This window comes from Agrococcus sp. AC640b (genome assembly GCF_979255995.1).
In genome coordinates, this window is the sequence record NZ_CEEDMM010000010.1 from 1 (window position 1) to 13,597 (window position 13,597).

The 13,597-nt window shown below is 72.0% G+C and carries 15 protein-coding genes; 7 read left to right on the forward strand and 8 right to left on the reverse strand.

Translation table 11 applies throughout. The annotated features are described in order from the left end of the window. Positions 1-245 precede the first annotated feature (245 nt). The 3 genes from ACZ6H8_RS05645 to ACZ6H8_RS05655 are packed head-to-tail and all read left to right on the forward strand — an operon-like array spanning position 246 to position 3,498. A complete protein-coding gene (locus ACZ6H8_RS05645) occupies positions 246-2,795 on the forward strand; it encodes an ATP-dependent Clp protease ATP-binding subunit (RefSeq protein WP_464145331.1) in 2,550 nt (849 codons plus the stop codon). Then, a complete protein-coding gene (locus tag ACZ6H8_RS05650) occupies positions 2,792-3,073 on the forward strand; it encodes a glutaredoxin family protein (RefSeq protein WP_464145333.1) in 282 nt (93 codons plus the stop codon). Before ACZ6H8_RS05645 ends, ACZ6H8_RS05650 begins: the two co-directional genes overlap by 4 nt. 32 nt (positions 3,074-3,105) lie before the next feature. Then, complete coding sequence (locus ACZ6H8_RS05655) at positions 3,106-3,498, forward strand: hypothetical protein (protein ID WP_464145335.1); 393 nt, start codon at positions 3,106-3,108, stop codon at positions 3,496-3,498. Positions 3,499-3,523: 25 nt separating this feature from the next. Here ACZ6H8_RS05655 and ACZ6H8_RS05660 read toward each other — a convergent pair whose 3' ends face one another. The 8 genes from ACZ6H8_RS05660 to paaA form a co-directional block, all read right to left on the reverse strand. Further along, a complete protein-coding gene (locus ACZ6H8_RS05660; protein WP_464145337.1) occupies positions 3,524-4,207 on the reverse strand; it encodes a DUF805 domain-containing protein in 684 nt (227 codons plus the stop codon). Positions 4,208-4,272: 65 nt separating this feature from the next. Then, positions 4,273-5,043 (reverse strand): enoyl-CoA hydratase/isomerase family protein, encoded by a 771-nt coding sequence (locus ACZ6H8_RS05665; RefSeq protein WP_464145339.1) that lies wholly within the window; start codon positions 5,041-5,043, stop codon positions 4,273-4,275. Positions 5,044-5,193: 150 nt separating this feature from the next. Continuing rightward, the gene (locus ACZ6H8_RS05670; protein ID WP_464145341.1) at positions 5,194-5,850 is read right to left on the reverse strand and encodes a DUF805 domain-containing protein; all 657 of its coding nucleotides are present in this window, start codon (positions 5,848-5,850) and stop codon (positions 5,194-5,196) included. Between the two features lie 52 nt (positions 5,851-5,902). Further along, entirely contained in the window at positions 5,903-7,027 is a 1,125-nt protein-coding gene (gene paaE, locus ACZ6H8_RS05675) for a 1,2-phenylacetyl-CoA epoxidase subunit PaaE (RefSeq protein WP_464145343.1), read from the reverse strand. Then, positions 7,028-7,549 (reverse strand): 1,2-phenylacetyl-CoA epoxidase subunit PaaD, encoded by a 522-nt coding sequence (paaD, locus tag ACZ6H8_RS05680; RefSeq protein ID WP_464145345.1) that lies wholly within the window; start codon positions 7,547-7,549, stop codon positions 7,028-7,030. 5 nt (positions 7,550-7,554) lie between these two features. Continuing rightward, complete coding sequence (gene paaC / locus ACZ6H8_RS05685) at positions 7,555-8,403, reverse strand: 1,2-phenylacetyl-CoA epoxidase subunit PaaC (RefSeq protein WP_464145346.1); 849 nt, start codon at positions 8,401-8,403, stop codon at positions 7,555-7,557. Next, complete coding sequence (paaB, locus tag ACZ6H8_RS05690; RefSeq protein ID WP_464145348.1) at positions 8,400-8,705, reverse strand: 1,2-phenylacetyl-CoA epoxidase subunit PaaB; 306 nt, start codon at positions 8,703-8,705, stop codon at positions 8,400-8,402. Before paaB ends, paaC begins: the two co-directional genes overlap by 4 nt. Beyond that, positions 8,705-9,703, reverse strand: a complete 999-nt coding sequence (gene paaA / locus ACZ6H8_RS05695) for a 1,2-phenylacetyl-CoA epoxidase subunit PaaA (protein WP_464145350.1) — start codon at positions 9,701-9,703, stop codon at positions 8,705-8,707. The genes paaB and paaA overlap by 1 nt, the downstream gene beginning before the upstream one ends. A gap of 143 nt (positions 9,704-9,846) precedes the next feature. Here paaA and ACZ6H8_RS05700 point away from each other — a divergent pair, with 143 nt between their 5' ends. The 4 genes from ACZ6H8_RS05700 (at position 9,847) to ACZ6H8_RS05715 (ending at position 13,304) form a co-directional block, all read left to right on the forward strand. Next, entirely contained in the window at positions 9,847-10,311 is a 465-nt protein-coding gene (locus ACZ6H8_RS05700) for a hotdog fold thioesterase (protein ID WP_464145352.1), read from the forward strand. 121 nt (positions 10,312-10,432) lie between these two features. Then, the gene (gene paaK, locus ACZ6H8_RS05705; protein ID WP_464145354.1) at positions 10,433-11,785 is read left to right on the forward strand and encodes a phenylacetate--CoA ligase PaaK; all 1,353 of its coding nucleotides are present in this window, start codon (positions 10,433-10,435) and stop codon (positions 11,783-11,785) included. A gap of 104 nt (positions 11,786-11,889) precedes the next feature. Next, positions 11,890-12,582, forward strand: a complete 693-nt coding sequence (locus tag ACZ6H8_RS05710; RefSeq protein WP_464145357.1) for an SDR family NAD(P)-dependent oxidoreductase — start codon at positions 11,890-11,892, stop codon at positions 12,580-12,582. A gap of 125 nt (positions 12,583-12,707) precedes the next feature. Beyond that, on the forward strand, positions 12,708-13,304 hold the full coding sequence (locus tag ACZ6H8_RS05715) for a TetR/AcrR family transcriptional regulator (protein WP_464145359.1): 597 nt from the start codon (positions 12,708-12,710) through the stop codon (positions 13,302-13,304). Positions 13,305-13,597 lie beyond the last annotated feature (293 nt).

Sequence of the window (13,597 nt, forward strand, 5' to 3'; positions counted from 1 at the left end):
GGGTTGAGGCGTGGGGGTGTTCGGGTCCTTCGCGAGCGGGGCGTTCCCCCACCGCTCCTTGAGGTGCGAGCGCAGCGAGCCTCGAAAGGGGCTCGCCGTGCCGTGGTGCCCGCCCGACCTCCCGCTCGCCACGAGCGAACGCCACCGCGGAATGCCGCGCGGCCCCTCGGCGTCGTACTTGAGCGAGAGGCGCTCACATCCGTAGACTTGAGCGCACTCCACGCAAGTTTCCTCAAGGAGGCACGATGCCCGCGTTCACCGGTCCCAGCGGATCGTTCGACGACTTCCTCGCGCGACTGCTGCAGGCGCAAGGCGGCGGCCGGCAGGTCGACGTCTCGAGGCTGCTCACCCGCCGTGCGGCGACCATCCTCGCCCGAGCCGTCGAGCGCGCTCGCGAGCACGGCCACCAGGACGTCGACGCCCTGCACCTGCTGCAGGCCACCGTCGCCCACCCGCAGGTCGCCGAGGTGCTCCGAGCCGCGGGCGCCGACACCGCTGCGATCGAGTCCGCCGCCCAGGAGCGGCTGCCAGGCGAGGCCCAGGCGAGCGAGGCGCCGCAGGTGCTCACGGCGAGCGCGCAGCGCGTGCTCCGCGACGCCTACCAGGTGGCGCGCGCCAACGGGGCGAGCTACATCGACCCCGAGCACCTGCTGTTCGCGTTCCTGCTCGCGCAGGACACCGTCGGCGGCCGCATCCTCGACGCCGCTGGCGTGACGCAGGAGTCGCTCGGCCGTGCGATGGCCGAGGCGCACAGGGCGAGCGCCGAGGGCGCGCAGCCGCAGCCGACGCAGCGCGACGGCAGCGCGATCGATCCCGAGTCGACCACGCCCACGCTCGACCGGTTCGGCATCGACCTCACGGCCAAGGCGGAGCGCGGCGAGATCGACCCCGTCGTCGGCCGCGCCGACGAGATCGCGCAGACGGTCGAGATCCTCGCGCGACGCACGAAGAACAACCCCGTGCTCATCGGCGAGGCCGGCGTCGGCAAGACCGCGATCGTCGAGGGGCTCGCGCAGGCGATCGTCGCAGGCGATGTGCCACCGCAGCTCGAGGGCAAGCGCGTCGTCGCGCTCGACATGACCTCCATGGTCGCCGGCACCCGGTACCGGGGTGACTTCGAGGAGCGCATCGGCGCGGCGATGGACGAGATCGCCGCGAACGCCGACGAGCTCGTCGTGTTCATCGACGAGCTCCACACCATCCTCGGTGCGGGCGGCGGCGAGGGCGGCATGGATGCGGCGAACATCCTCAAGCCGCGGCTCGCACGCGGCGACCTGCACATGATCGGCGCCACGACGCTCGCCGAGTACCGACGCATCGAGAAGGATGCAGCGCTCACCCGCCGCTTCCAGTCGGTGCACGTCGCCGAGCCGTCGGTCGACGACGCCGTCGCGATCCTGCACGGCCTGCGCTCGGCGTACGAGGAGCACCATGCCGTGCGCTACACCGACGACGCCATCCGCGCCGCCGTCGAGCTGTCGCACCGCTACGTCACCGACCGCTTCCTGCCCGACAAGGCGATCGACCTCGTCGACCAGGCGGGTGCCAGGCTGCGGCTGCGGCTGGGCCGCACCGTCGACGTCGCCGCGCTGCAGGCGCAGCTCGCGACCCTCGAGGCCGAGAAGTCGGCCGCGATCGAGCGTGAGGACTACGAGGAGGCCTCGAGCATCCGCGACCGCATCGCCGCGGTGCAGGCGACGATCGACGGCGACGCGGCGCCCGCGATCGCGCAGGACGCCGTGGTCGACGACGCTGCGATCGCCGAGGTCGTGAGCCGCGCGACCGGCATCCCCGCCGCATCGCTCGGCGACGACGACCGCTCGCGCCTCGCCCGCCTCGGCGACGAGCTGCACGAGCGCGTCGTCGGCCAGGACGACGCCGTCGAGGCGGTCGCGCGCGCCATCCGCCGCTCGCGGTCGGGCCTGGGCGACGAGACGCGGCCCATCGGGTCGTTCCTGTTCCTCGGCCCCACGGGCGTCGGCAAGACCGAGCTCGCGAAGACGCTCGCGGGCTCGCTGTTCGGCGACGAGTCGGCGATGGTGCGCTTCGACATGTCGGAGTTCGGCGAGCGCCACACGGTCTCGCGGCTCATCGGTGCCCCTCCCGGCTACGTCGGCTACGACGAGGCTGGCCAGCTCACCGAGCGCATCCGCCGCCGCCCGTACTCGGTGGTGCTGCTCGACGAGATCGAGAAGGCGCACCCCGACGTCTTCAACCTGCTGCTGCAGGTGCTCGAGGACGGCCGCCTCACCGACGGGCAGGGCCGCACGGTCGACTTCCGCAACGCGGTGATCATCATGACCTCGAACGTCGGATCCGAGACGCTCGCGAGCCGGTCGGGCGCCATGGGCTTCGTCGCGCACGGCGGCTCGGGCTTCACCGAGCACGAGCTGCGCGCCCGCGTCATGGGTCGCCTGCGCGAGGCGATGCGGCCCGAGCTCATCAACCGCATCGACGAGATCGTGCTGTTCCGTGCGCTCGAGCGCGACCAGCTGCAGGCGATCGTGCGGATGCTGCTGGCGCAGACGTCCGCACGCCTCGCCAGGCAGGGCATCCGCATCGACGTCGACGACGCGGCCGTGGCCTGGCTCGCCGAGCACGGCTACGAGCCCGAGTACGGCGCGCGCCCGCTGCGCAGGCTCATCCAGCGCGAGATCGACGACCGCGTCGCCGACCTGCTCGTGGCCGACGCGGTCGGCGATGGCGGGGCCGTGGCCGTGACGGTGGAGGCGGATGCGCTCGTCGCGTCGGTCGCCGAGCGCGGCGGCGTCGAGGATGCGAGGATCGCAGCATGACCGACACCGCAGCGGCACAGGCCGGCGCCCAGCAGGGGATCACGATGTTCGGCGCCGAGTGGTGCCGCGACTGCAGGCGCACGAAGGCGCAGCTCGACGGGCTCGGCGTGCCGTACCGGTACGTCGACCTCGAGGCGGAGCCGGATGCCGTCGAGGTGGCCCGCGAGATCTCGGGCCGCACGCAGATCCCGGTCGTGCTCTACCCGGATGCGTCGCACCACGTCGAGCCGTCGAACGCCGACGTCGACGCGAAGCTGCGCGAGCTCGGCCTGCTCTGACCGCATCCAGCCGCGCGTGCGACGCTGGTCGCATGGGCGCGATGCGACGAGCGGCGGCCCCCGCGCTTCGGCGTGCGGGGCTGCCGCTCGTCGCGTGCGCCGTCGTGCTCGCGGGTGCGCTCGGCGGATGCGCGAGCGAGAGCGGGGGCGGCGGCGACCTCCTGGGCGCCGAGGACGGCGGCGGCGTCGCGTCGTGGCCCGCCTCGGTGCCGAGGCCCGATCTGCCGCTCGTCGAGGAGACCGACCTGCTCATCGCCTACACGGCGACGTACGAGCTGCGCGGCGGCTCGATCGACGGCTACGTCGCGACGCTCGAGGCGGACGGCTTCGGCGAGCAGGGGCAGAGCACGTGGTCGGATGGGGAGCACGTCGTGCTCGTCGAGGTCGAGCTCGACCGCATGTACGTCACGATCACCGACGCCTGACGAGCGTCGACGCTCGACGCCGCCGTCACCAGCCCTGCGGCTGCTGCTGGCCTGCGGGCTGCTGGCCTGCGGGCTGCTGACCCGCGGGCTGCTGCCAGGGGCCGGGCTGCGGCGCGGTCGCGAACGGCTGGCCTGCCATGCCGGGCGCCGCCGGGTACGGTGCGGCGACGAGGTCGGGGGAGAGGATCGCCACGGTGCCGAAGGGCTCGAAGCGCAGGCCCTCGTGCTTCGATGGCATGAAGCCGACGACGTACGACCAGATGCCGCTCGTGGCGTAGACGAGCAGCACGAGCCATCCGCTCCATCCCGCGTCGTGATGCCTGCGCACGAGCAGGGCGAGCGTGGGCACGAAGAGGCCGAACGACACGAGGAGCATCGGCACGAGGGAGATGAAGGCGGCGAGCATCCAGCCGGTGATGGTCGCGAACATCAGCTCGACGAGCTCGATCGACGGCGACGTCGACGTGGCCATCGATGCGGTGAGGCCCATGAGCGACACCATCTGGCCGATCATGGCCACGATGAAGGGCACGAACGCGACGAGCACGAGCACGTTGGTGCACAGCATCGCCCACCAGTACTCGCTGCGGCTCGCGCGGCCCGTGAACGTCGCGTACTTGCGGAAGAAGCGCGAGACGGCCTGCCGCAGCGTCGCACCGTACAGGGGCTGGTCGAGCGGCACGGCGGACGCGGCGTGAGGAAGGGCCATGTCGCCATCCTCCCCGGCGGCGCCTGGGAGCCTGCGGCGGATCCCTCGAGCGTCTCGGCGCGCGGTCACCGCCCCTGGAACGTGGGGGTGCGCTTCTGCTGGAACGCCGCGAACCCCTCGCGGTAGTCCTCGGACCGCGCCAGTCGCGCCTGCGCGCGCGTCTCGTGCGCCATGGAGCGCCACAGGCCGAGGCGCTCGTCGCGCAGCTCGCGCACGAGCTCCTTCGACGCACGGAACGCGAGCGTCGCACCCGACGCCGCATGCGCCGCCGCGGCGCGGGTCGCCGCGAGCACGTCGTCGTCGGGCAGCGCCTGCGAGAACAGCCCGGCCGCTACGGCCTCCGCACCGGTCATGAGCCTGCCGGAGTAGATGAGGTCGAGCGTGCGGTGCGCGCCGAGGCGGTCGACGAACAGGGCGTGGCCGCCGGAGTCGAGCGTCGCGCCGAGGTTCGCGAACGGGCTGCCGATCTTGGCCGACTCGGCGACGTACACGACGTCGGTCGCGACGAGCAGGCCGAGGCCGACGCCGAGGCATGCGCCGTGCGCCGCTGCGAACGTGGGAGCGGGGAACGCTGCGAGGTGCTCGAGCAGCGGCTGCACGCGGTGCCCCAGGAACCCCTGCACGTCGTCGGTCGCCGGGTCGACGGCCGAGATGTCGCGACCCGCGCAGAACGCGGGGCCCTCGCCGCGCAGCACGAGTGCTCGCACGCCGGCGGACTCCGCGTCGGCGACCGCCATCGCGAGGTCCTTGAGCGCCGCCTCGTCGAGGGCGTTGCGCCGCTCGGGGGCGTCGAGCGTGATCTCGGCGACGTCGTGCTCGATGGTGAGGTCGATCATGCTGCTCCTTCGCGCTGGCACCCCATCCTCTCGCGTGCGTGCGAGGGATGCGAGGCGTGCGTCACGGAGCATCGCCACCGGGGATCGCTGCGTCGCCCACGCACGACGACGGCCCGGATGCATGGCATCCGGGCCGTCGTCGTCGGTGCGCTACTGCTGCTGACCGTACGGGGGCTGCTGCGGCGGCTGCTGCCCGTAGGGCGGCTGCTGCGGCGCCTGCTGCTGGGCTGCCGACGGCGGCACCGGCGGGTACGACTGCTGCGGCTGCTGGCCGTAGCCCTGCTGCGGCTGCTGGCCGTAGCCCTGCTGCGACTGCTGACCGTAGGCGGCAGCGGGCTGGCCGTAGCCTGCGTTCGCGTCCTTCGTGGGGAGGGCGCACATGATGACCCACACGATGCCGAGCCCGACGATGCTGAGGAGCAGGAACAGCGGCGAGAAGCCCGCGTCGCGCAGACGACGCGCACCTGCGGCGAGCGTCGCGATCGCGAGGGGGATGGTGATGATCGCCACGATGATGCTGACGATGACCGTCGCGACCGGCACGGGGGCAGCAGTCGTCGTGTAGGGGTCGTACGACGCCGAGTACGACGCGAGGAGCGCCGCGACCTCGACGCCTGCCACGATGCCGGCGATGATGCCGAGGATGAGGGTGACGATCATGACGGCGAGGTAGCCCCACCAGAACTCGCCGCGCGACGCGCGGCCCGAGAAGGTGAAGATGCCCTTGAAGAAGCGCTTGACGGCCGGCATGAAGCCGATGCCGTAGACGGGGGTGCCGATCGGCACGTCGGCGTTCACTGTGCTCATGGGGCCGATCATCCCGTGCAGTTGCTGAACGTTGGCTGCGACTGTCGCGGCGTCAGCCGTCGTAGTCGACGACGACGCGCTCGCCCTTCGGATGCGACTGGCACGTGAGCACGTAGCCGCGGGCCAGCTCGTCGGGCTCGAGCGCGTAGTTCTCCGTCATCGTCACGCTGCCCTCGACGACACGTGCCCTGCACGTGCCGCAGACGCCGCCCGCGCACGCGAACGGCACGTCCTGCCGCACCCGCAGCGCAGCGTTGAGGATCGACTCGTTCGCCGCGATCGGGCTCTCCACCGTGGCCGACTGGCCGTCGAGGGTGAAGTCGAGTCGCCACGTCGCCTCGCCCGTGCGCACCTCCACGGGTCTGCCCGCGTCGCCCTCCACGCGCTCCGGCCTGCCGGTCGTGAACAGCTCGAAGCGCACGTGCGACGGGTCGACGCCGCGACCGGCGAGCACGTCGCGGCACAGCTGCACGAGCTCGAACGGCCCGCACAGGAACCACTCGTCGACGGTCTGCGGGGGGATGAGGGCGTCGAGGATGCGGCCGAGGCGCTCCTCGTCGATGCGGCCGGACAGCAGGGGCGCCGTGCGCTGCTCGCGCGTGAGCACGTGGTGCAGCGCCAGGCGGCCGCGGTAGCGGTCCTTGAGGTCGGCGAGCTCCTCGACGAACATGACGTCGAGCTGCGAGCGGTTCGTGTACAGCAGCGTGAAGCGGGAGTCGTCGGCGTGCGACAGCACGCGGTGCGCGACGGCCATGAGCGGCGTGATGCCGCTGCCGGCGGCGATGCCGACGACGTGGCGACCCGCGAGGTCGTCGAGCCCCGACGTGAACGTGCCCTGCGGGCTCATGACGTCGACGACCGTGCCCGGCTCGAGCGCGTCGTGCGCCCACGACGAGAACACGCCGCCGAGGTCGCGCTTGATCGCGACCGAGATGCTGCCGGCGGTGGGCGGGCGGCAGATCGAGTACGAACGGCGCACCTCGCGCCCGTCGATCGTCGCGCGCAACGCGACGTGCTGGCCGGGCTGGTAGTCGAAGCTGCCGGCGAGCGGCTCGGGCACCGCGAAGGTCACCTCGACGCTGTCGGCGGTGAGCGGCCGTACCGACGCGACCTCGAGCGCGTGGAACGAGCCGCGGCGCGCGCCCGCGCGCGAGGGGGAGAGGTTCTGAGCGGCCATCTACAGCACCTTGAAGAAGTCGAACGGCTCGAGGCACGAGCGGCACTCGTAGAGCGCCTTGCAGGAGGTGGAGCCGAAGCGGGCGAGCTCGCGCGTGTCGAGCGAGTCGCATCGAGGGCACTTCACGGCCATCGCGATGCGCACGGGGCCGTCGAGGTGCGGCGCCGTGCCGTTGGGAGGCGCGATGCCGTAGCGACGCAGCTTCGCGCGGCCGTCGGCGCTCATCCAGTCGGTCGTCCACGCGGGGGAGAGGGTGAAGTCGACGCGCACGTCGCCGTACCCGGCGGCCGTGAGCTGCAGCACGACGTCGTCGCGCATCTGGTCGATCGCGGGGCAGCCCGAGTACGTGGGCGTGAGCACGACGTGCGCCGCGTCGCCGTCGCTCGCGACCGAGCGCAGCACGCCGAGGTCGGCGATCGTCAGCACGGGCACCTCGGGATCGGTGACCTGGGCGGCGAGCTCCCATGCGGCACGGGATGCGGCGTCGCCCGTCTGGTCGGGCGTCGCTGCCAGCGCGTCCACGCGGGTCACCACGATGCCCCCGGATGCGAACGGGCGAGCACCTGCATCTCGGCGAGCAGGTAGCCCAGTCGCGACGAGTGCCTGCCCTGCCTGCCGCCCGCCATCGACGGCTCCACCGACGGCATCTCGAGGTCGGCGGCGTCCAGGATCGCCTGCAGCCGTGCGAGCACGGGCTCGCGCAGCGTCGACGGGCGCACGGCGATGCCGTCGAGGCGGTCGATCACGGGCTCGTCGCGGAACAGCTCGTCGACGAGCGGCCACACGTCGGTCAGCGACTGCGCGATGCGCTCGCGGGAGACGTCGGTGCCGCCTGCCAGGCGCAGCACCCACTGCGTGGCGTGGTCGAGGTGGTACGCGACCTCCTTGACCGACTTCGTCGCGATCGCGGCGAGCGCCGCATCCGCGCTGCTCGCGAGGCGGCGGTACAGCTCGAGCTGGAACGCGGAGGCGATCGTCTGCCTGGCGATCGTGTCGCCGAAGTGGCCGTTGGGCGCCTGGAACAGCCAGGCGCAGCGGAACGCGGGCTCGTCGCGCCAGTACGCGAGGTCGTCCTCCGTGCGCCCGTCGGCCGTGCCCGCGTAGCGCAGGAACGAGCGCGCGTGGCCGAGCACGTCGAGGCCGATGTTGCCGAGCGCGACGTCCTCCTCGAGCTCGGGCGCCCTCGAGATCCACCACCCCAGCTGCTGCGACAGGATGAGCGCGTCGTCGCCGAGCCACATGGCGTACTCGGCGACGTCGGCCGATGCGACGGTGCCGTCGGAGCCCGAGAGCTCGACGCTGAGGGCGAGCTCGTCGACGCTGACGTCGCCGTGGGCCTCCTCGCCCTCGACCCCCGTGGAGATGTCGTGGCTCACAGGTGCTTCACGCCCTCGGTCTTCGTGTAGTAGATGGCGTGACGGAAGTTCTTGCCAGCGGGGCTCTCGAACCACTCGCCCTTCGCGTCGGGGTCGCTCGTGGTGATGCCGTCGGCGGGCGCGACCCAGATCGACACGCCCTCGCCGCGGCGCGTGTACAGGTCGCGGGCGTTGCGGATCGCCATGCTCGCGTCTGGTGCATGCAGCGACCCGACGTGCACGTGGCTCAGGCCGCGGTTCGCGCGCACGAACACCTCCCACAGCGGCCACGCCTCCGCACCCGTCTCGCCCGGGGTGCCCATCAGGCGGCCACTCGCTCGGTCGCCGCCTCGGACTGCTTCGCGGCGTACGCGTGCGCGGCCTCGCGCACCCAGGCGCCCTCGTCGTGCGCCTCGCGGCGATGCTGGATGCGCTGGGCGTTGCAGGGCCCGCGGCCGGCGAGCACCTCGTGGAACTCGGTCCAGTCGATCTCGGACATGTCGTAGGCGCCCGTCTCCTCGTTCCAGGCGAGGTTCGCATCGGGCAGCGTGATGCCGAGCACCTCCGCCTGCGGCACGAGCATGCCCACGAACCGCTGGCGCAGCTCGTCGTTCGAGAAGCGCTTGATGTTCCACGCCATCGACTGCGCCGAGTTCGGCGACTCGTCGTCCGGCGGGCCGAACATCATGAGCGACGGCCAGTACCAGCGGTCGACGGCGTCCTGCGCCATCCGTCGCTGCGCCTCGGTGCCCTGCATGAGCTCGAGCAGGATCTCGAAGCCCTGTCGCTGATGGAAGGACTCCTCCTTGCAGATGCGCACCATCGCGCGGCCGTAGGGGCCGTAGCTGGCGCGGCACAGCGGCACCTGGTTGGCGATGGCGGCGCCGTCGACGAGCCAGCCGATCGCGCCCATGTCGGCCCACGTGGGCGTGGGGTAGTTGAAGATCGACGAGTAGCGGGCGCGACCGGCGATGAGCTGCTCGGTCATCTCCTCGCGGCCGATGCCGAGCGTCTGCGCCGCGGAGTAGAGGTAGAGGCCGTGGCCGGCCTCGTCCTGCACCTTCGCCATGAGGATGGCCTTGCGCTTGAGGCTCGGGGCGCGGGTGATCCAGTTGGCCTCCGGCTGCATGCCGATGATCTCGGAGTGCGCGTGCTGCGAGATCTGGCGGATGAGCGTCTTGCGGTAGGCGGCGGGCATCCAGTCGCGCGGCTCGATGCGACCGTCTGCCTCGATGAGCGCATCGAACTGCGCCTGGCCTGCCTGCTCGTCGTGGGCGCGGCCGTGGGCCTGCGCGCTCGTGGCTGCGAGGGGTGCGGTCATCGTCGACTCCTTCTGTGCGGATCGCGAGGCAGCCGGGTCTGCGGGACCCGGAGTGGATTACCGAACGATCGTTCAGTTACTATAGCGGCACGACGCGATCTGGGCACCCCCCGGTCGTAGACGACGAGCACGAGGGAGTGCGGATGCGCGACGCGACCACGACGGAGGGCACGGGCCTTCGCGGCGACGCCGTCGCCGCGGCTCGGCCCCACACGCGAGCGATGCTGGAGCGCGATGCCGCGTCGGCGCTGCTGGGCATGCGGGTCGAGCGTGACGAGGACGGCCTCGCCGTCACGTCGATGCTCGTGCGTCCCGAGCTCACGAACGGATTCGCCATCACCCACGGCGGCCTCGTCTTCGCCCTCGCCGACACGGCGTTCGCGATCGCCTGCAACGACGGAGAGGCGGTGACGGTGGCGCAGGGCGCCGACGTCTCGTTCCTGAAGTCGACGCGGGCTGGCCAGACCCTCACCGCCACCGCGGTGCGTCGCACGCAGCGCGGGCGCACGGGCCTCTACGACGTGCAGGTCACCGACGAGACGGGCGACGTCGTCGCCGAGTTCCGCGGCCGGTCGTTCACGACCGCGCGTCCCTTCCCCACCCCCTGACGGCCGACCTCCCGATTGGTCACTCGATGCCGCCGACTGGTCCCTCGATGCGCTGGATTCGGCCGCATCGCCGCATCCAGTGGCCGATCATCGAGGGACGACGCAGACGAAGGAGTCTGAGATGACGATCACGAACCCCGACACGACCGGCGCGATCGTCGCCGCACGCATGCGCGTCGCCGCGACGCCCGTCGAGGAGCGCGACCCCGAGGAGCGCCTCAGCCGCGCCGACCTCGAGGCGCTGCAGCTCGAGCGCCTGCAGCAGACCGTGCACCACGCGTACGCGAACGTGCCGCTGTACACGGCCAAGCTCGATGCCGTCGGCGTCGAGCCCGCCGACATCCGCACGCTCGCCGACGTCGCGCGCCTGCCGTTCACGACGAAGGCCGACCTGCGCGACACGTACCCGTTCGGCATGTTCGCCGTGCCCATGGAGCAGGTCGCCCGCATCCACGCATCCAGCGGCACCACCGGCAAGCCCACCGTCGTCGGCTACACCGCAGGCGACCTCGACCGCTGGGGCGACCTCGTGGCGCGCAGCCTGCGTGCCGCCGGCATCCGCCGCGGCATGAAGGTGCACAACGCCTACGGCTACGGCCTCTTCACCGGCGGCCTCGGCGCCCACGCGGGCATCGAGCGCCTCGGCGCGACCGTCATCCCCATGTCGGGCGGGCAGACGGCGAGGCAGGCGCAGCTCATCTGCGACTTCGAGCCCGACGCCATCCTCTGCACGCCCTCCTACCTGCTGACGATCGCCGACGCGCTCGAGGCAGCAGGCGTCGACCCGCGCTCCACGAGCCTCAAGGTCGCCGTGCTCGGCGCCGAGCCGTGGACGAACGAGATGCGCCGCGAGCTCGAGGAGCGGCTCGACATCGACGCCGTCGACATCTACGGCCTCTCGGAGGTCATGGGCCCCGGCGTCGGCAGCGAATGCGTGGAGACGAAGGATGGCCCGCACATCTGGGAGGACCACTTCCTGCCCGAGATCATCGACTCCGACACGGGCGCGCCGCTGCCGGACGGCGAGGTCGGCGAGCTCGTGTTCACGTCGCTGACGAAGGAGGCCTTCCCGGTGCTGCGCTACCGCACTCGCGACCTCACGAGGCTGCTGCCGGGCTCGGGGCGCACGGGCATGCGCCGCATCGAGAAGATCACCGGCCGCAACGACGACATGATCATCCTCCGCGGCGTGAACCTGTTCCCGACGCAGATCGAGGAGATCGCGCTCGGCATCCCGGGCCTCTCGCCGCACTTCGTGCTCGAGCTCACCCGCTCGGGCCGCATGGATGCGCTCACCGTCGGCATCGAGCCGGATCCGGGTGCCTCGGATGCGGCGGCGGCGGACGCGGCGGCGCTGCTGCAGGCGCAGGTGAAGGAGCGCATCGGCACGAGCGTCGACGTGCGCCTCATCCAGCCCGGTCACCTGCCGCGCAGCGAGGGCAAGCTCAAGCGCGTGTACGACCTGCGCGACTGACCGGCGCCGCCCCGCCGCGCCTGGCCCTGCACGCCGCGACGCACGCGACGCCCCGGCAGCGCAAGCGGCTGCCGCGTCGTCGGCGTGCGCAGCAGGATGAGGTCATGGCACGCATGCTCGTCATCGCCGCATCGAGCGGCATCGGAGGCGCGACCGCTCAGGTGCTGCGTGACGCTGGGCACGAGGTCGTCGGCACGTCGCGGGCGGGCGACGGCGACGACGTGATGCTCGACGCGACGGACTTCGACGCCGTCGAGCGCGTGGTGGGCGAGCACGGGCCGTTCGACGGCATCGCCTGCTTCGCAGGCTCGCTGCTGCTGAAGCCCGCGCACCTCACGAGTCGCGACGACTTCGACGCCGTGGTCGGCGCCTCGCTCACGACGTCGTTCGCGACCGTGCGCGCTGCGGGCAAGCACATGCGCGGAGGCGGCTCGGTCGTGCTCGTGTCGTCGGCAGCCGTCATGGCGGGGCTCGCGAACCACGACGCCATCGCTGCCGCCAAGGCCGGGGTCATCGGCCTCATGCGCTCGGCGGCTGCCACGTACGCGCCGCGCGGACTGCGCATCAACGCCGTCGCGCCCGGGCTCGTCGAGACGCCCCTCACCGCGCAGCTGACGGCATCCGACTCCTCGCGCTCCGCCTCGGAGGCGATGCATGCGCTCGGCAGGCTGGGACGCCCAGGCGACGTCGCGGCAGCCGTCGCATTCCTGCTCGATCCTGCGAACGACTGGATCACCGGGCAGGTGCTCGGCGTCGACGGCGGGCTGTCGTCGGTGCGCCCTCGTCAGCGGGCGTGACAGGGCTGCCCTTCGAGACGCGTTTCGCAGGCGATCAGGGGTGCTCGAGGGGTATCTTCCCTCCGACCCCCGTGATCGCCTGCGAAACGCGAATGGGTGGATGCGGGATGCGTGAGGATGGGGGCATGACCGACCTCGAGCAGCGCAGGGGCCGCCCCGGCTACGACCGTGCCGGCATCCTCGCCGTCGCGGTCGCCGCGTTCAACGAGCACGGGTACGACGCCACGTCGATCGCGATGCTCGCCGACCGGCTCGGCCTGTCGAAGTCGGCGATCTACCACCACTTCGCCTCGAAGGAGGCGCTGCTCGCAGCCTCGCTCGACGCGGCGCTCGGCGGCCTCGAGGCCGTCGTCGTGGAGTCGGAGGCGCTGGGAGGGCCCGCGGAGGATCGGCTCGCGCACGTGCTGCGCGGCGCGGTGCACGTGCTCGCGGGCCGCATCCCCGAGGTCACGCTGCTGCTGCGCGTGCGCGGCAACACCGAGGTCGAGCGCACCGCCCTGCATCGGCGACGAGCCTTCGACCGCGCGATGCAGGCGCTCGTGGTGGAGGCGCAGGAGGCGGGCGCCGTGCGCGCCGACGTCGACCCGCGCATCGTCGAGCGGCTGCTGTTCGGCATGGTGAACTCGATCGTCGAGTGGTACCGGCCCGGCGGGCCGGAGGATGCCGGTCGCTTGGCCGAGGACGTCATCACGGTCGCGCTCGACGGCATCCGCGCGCGGTAGCGCCGCACGGTCGGCGGGGTTCGCAGGAGGGCGTCCCGCACGAGCGGACGCACCGGGGAGACGTCACCGCCGCGCGGCTCGAACCCCGAGCGCTCGCTGAGAGTTCGCTGAGAAACGTGCGGATTCCGTCGTCCACGGCCCGAACGTGCTTCGGATACCGTCGCACACCGCTCGGGGTACGACGGATTGCAGCGAACCTCCAACGCCGCGCGACTGCAGGGCGCACGCACCTGTAGATGTCGTGCATTCCTCAGTTTTCGGGTGCACACGCTTCGAATTCGTAGGAGTGTCGT

Bases quoted from the DNA above. Each gene is read 5' to 3' on its own strand.
- paaB (WP_464145348.1), bottom strand. From the start codon at position 8,705: ATGGGCACCCCGGGCGAGACGGGTGCGGAGGCGTGGCCGCTGTGGGAG.
- ACZ6H8_RS05660 (WP_464145337.1), bottom strand. From the start codon at position 4,207: ATGGCCCTTCCTCACGCCGCGTCCGCCGTGCCGCTCGACCAGCCCCTG.
- ACZ6H8_RS05650 (WP_464145333.1), top strand. From the start codon at position 2,792: ATGACCGACACCGCAGCGGCACAGGCCGGCGCCCAGCAGGGGATCACG.
- paaE (WP_464145343.1), bottom strand. From the start codon at position 7,027: ATGGCCGCTCAGAACCTCTCCCCCTCGCGCGCGGGCGCGCGCCGCGGC.
- ACZ6H8_RS05655 (WP_464145335.1), top strand. From the start codon at position 3,106: ATGGGCGCGATGCGACGAGCGGCGGCCCCCGCGCTTCGGCGTGCGGGG.
- ACZ6H8_RS05670 (WP_464145341.1), bottom strand. From the start codon at position 5,850: ATGAGCACAGTGAACGCCGACGTGCCGATCGGCACCCCCGTCTACGGC.
- ACZ6H8_RS05715 (WP_464145359.1), top strand. From the start codon at position 12,708: ATGACCGACCTCGAGCAGCGCAGGGGCCGCCCCGGCTACGACCGTGCC.
- paaA (WP_464145350.1), bottom strand. From the start codon at position 9,703: ATGACCGCACCCCTCGCAGCCACGAGCGCGCAGGCCCACGGCCGCGCC.
- ACZ6H8_RS05665 (WP_464145339.1), bottom strand. From the start codon at position 5,043: ATGATCGACCTCACCATCGAGCACGACGTCGCCGAGATCACGCTCGAC.
- ACZ6H8_RS05700 (WP_464145352.1), top strand. From the start codon at position 9,847: ATGCGCGACGCGACCACGACGGAGGGCACGGGCCTTCGCGGCGACGCC.
- ACZ6H8_RS05645 (WP_464145331.1), top strand. From the start codon at position 246: ATGCCCGCGTTCACCGGTCCCAGCGGATCGTTCGACGACTTCCTCGCG.
- paaK (WP_464145354.1), top strand. From the start codon at position 10,433: ATGACGATCACGAACCCCGACACGACCGGCGCGATCGTCGCCGCACGC.
- ACZ6H8_RS05710 (WP_464145357.1), top strand. From the start codon at position 11,890: ATGGCACGCATGCTCGTCATCGCCGCATCGAGCGGCATCGGAGGCGCG.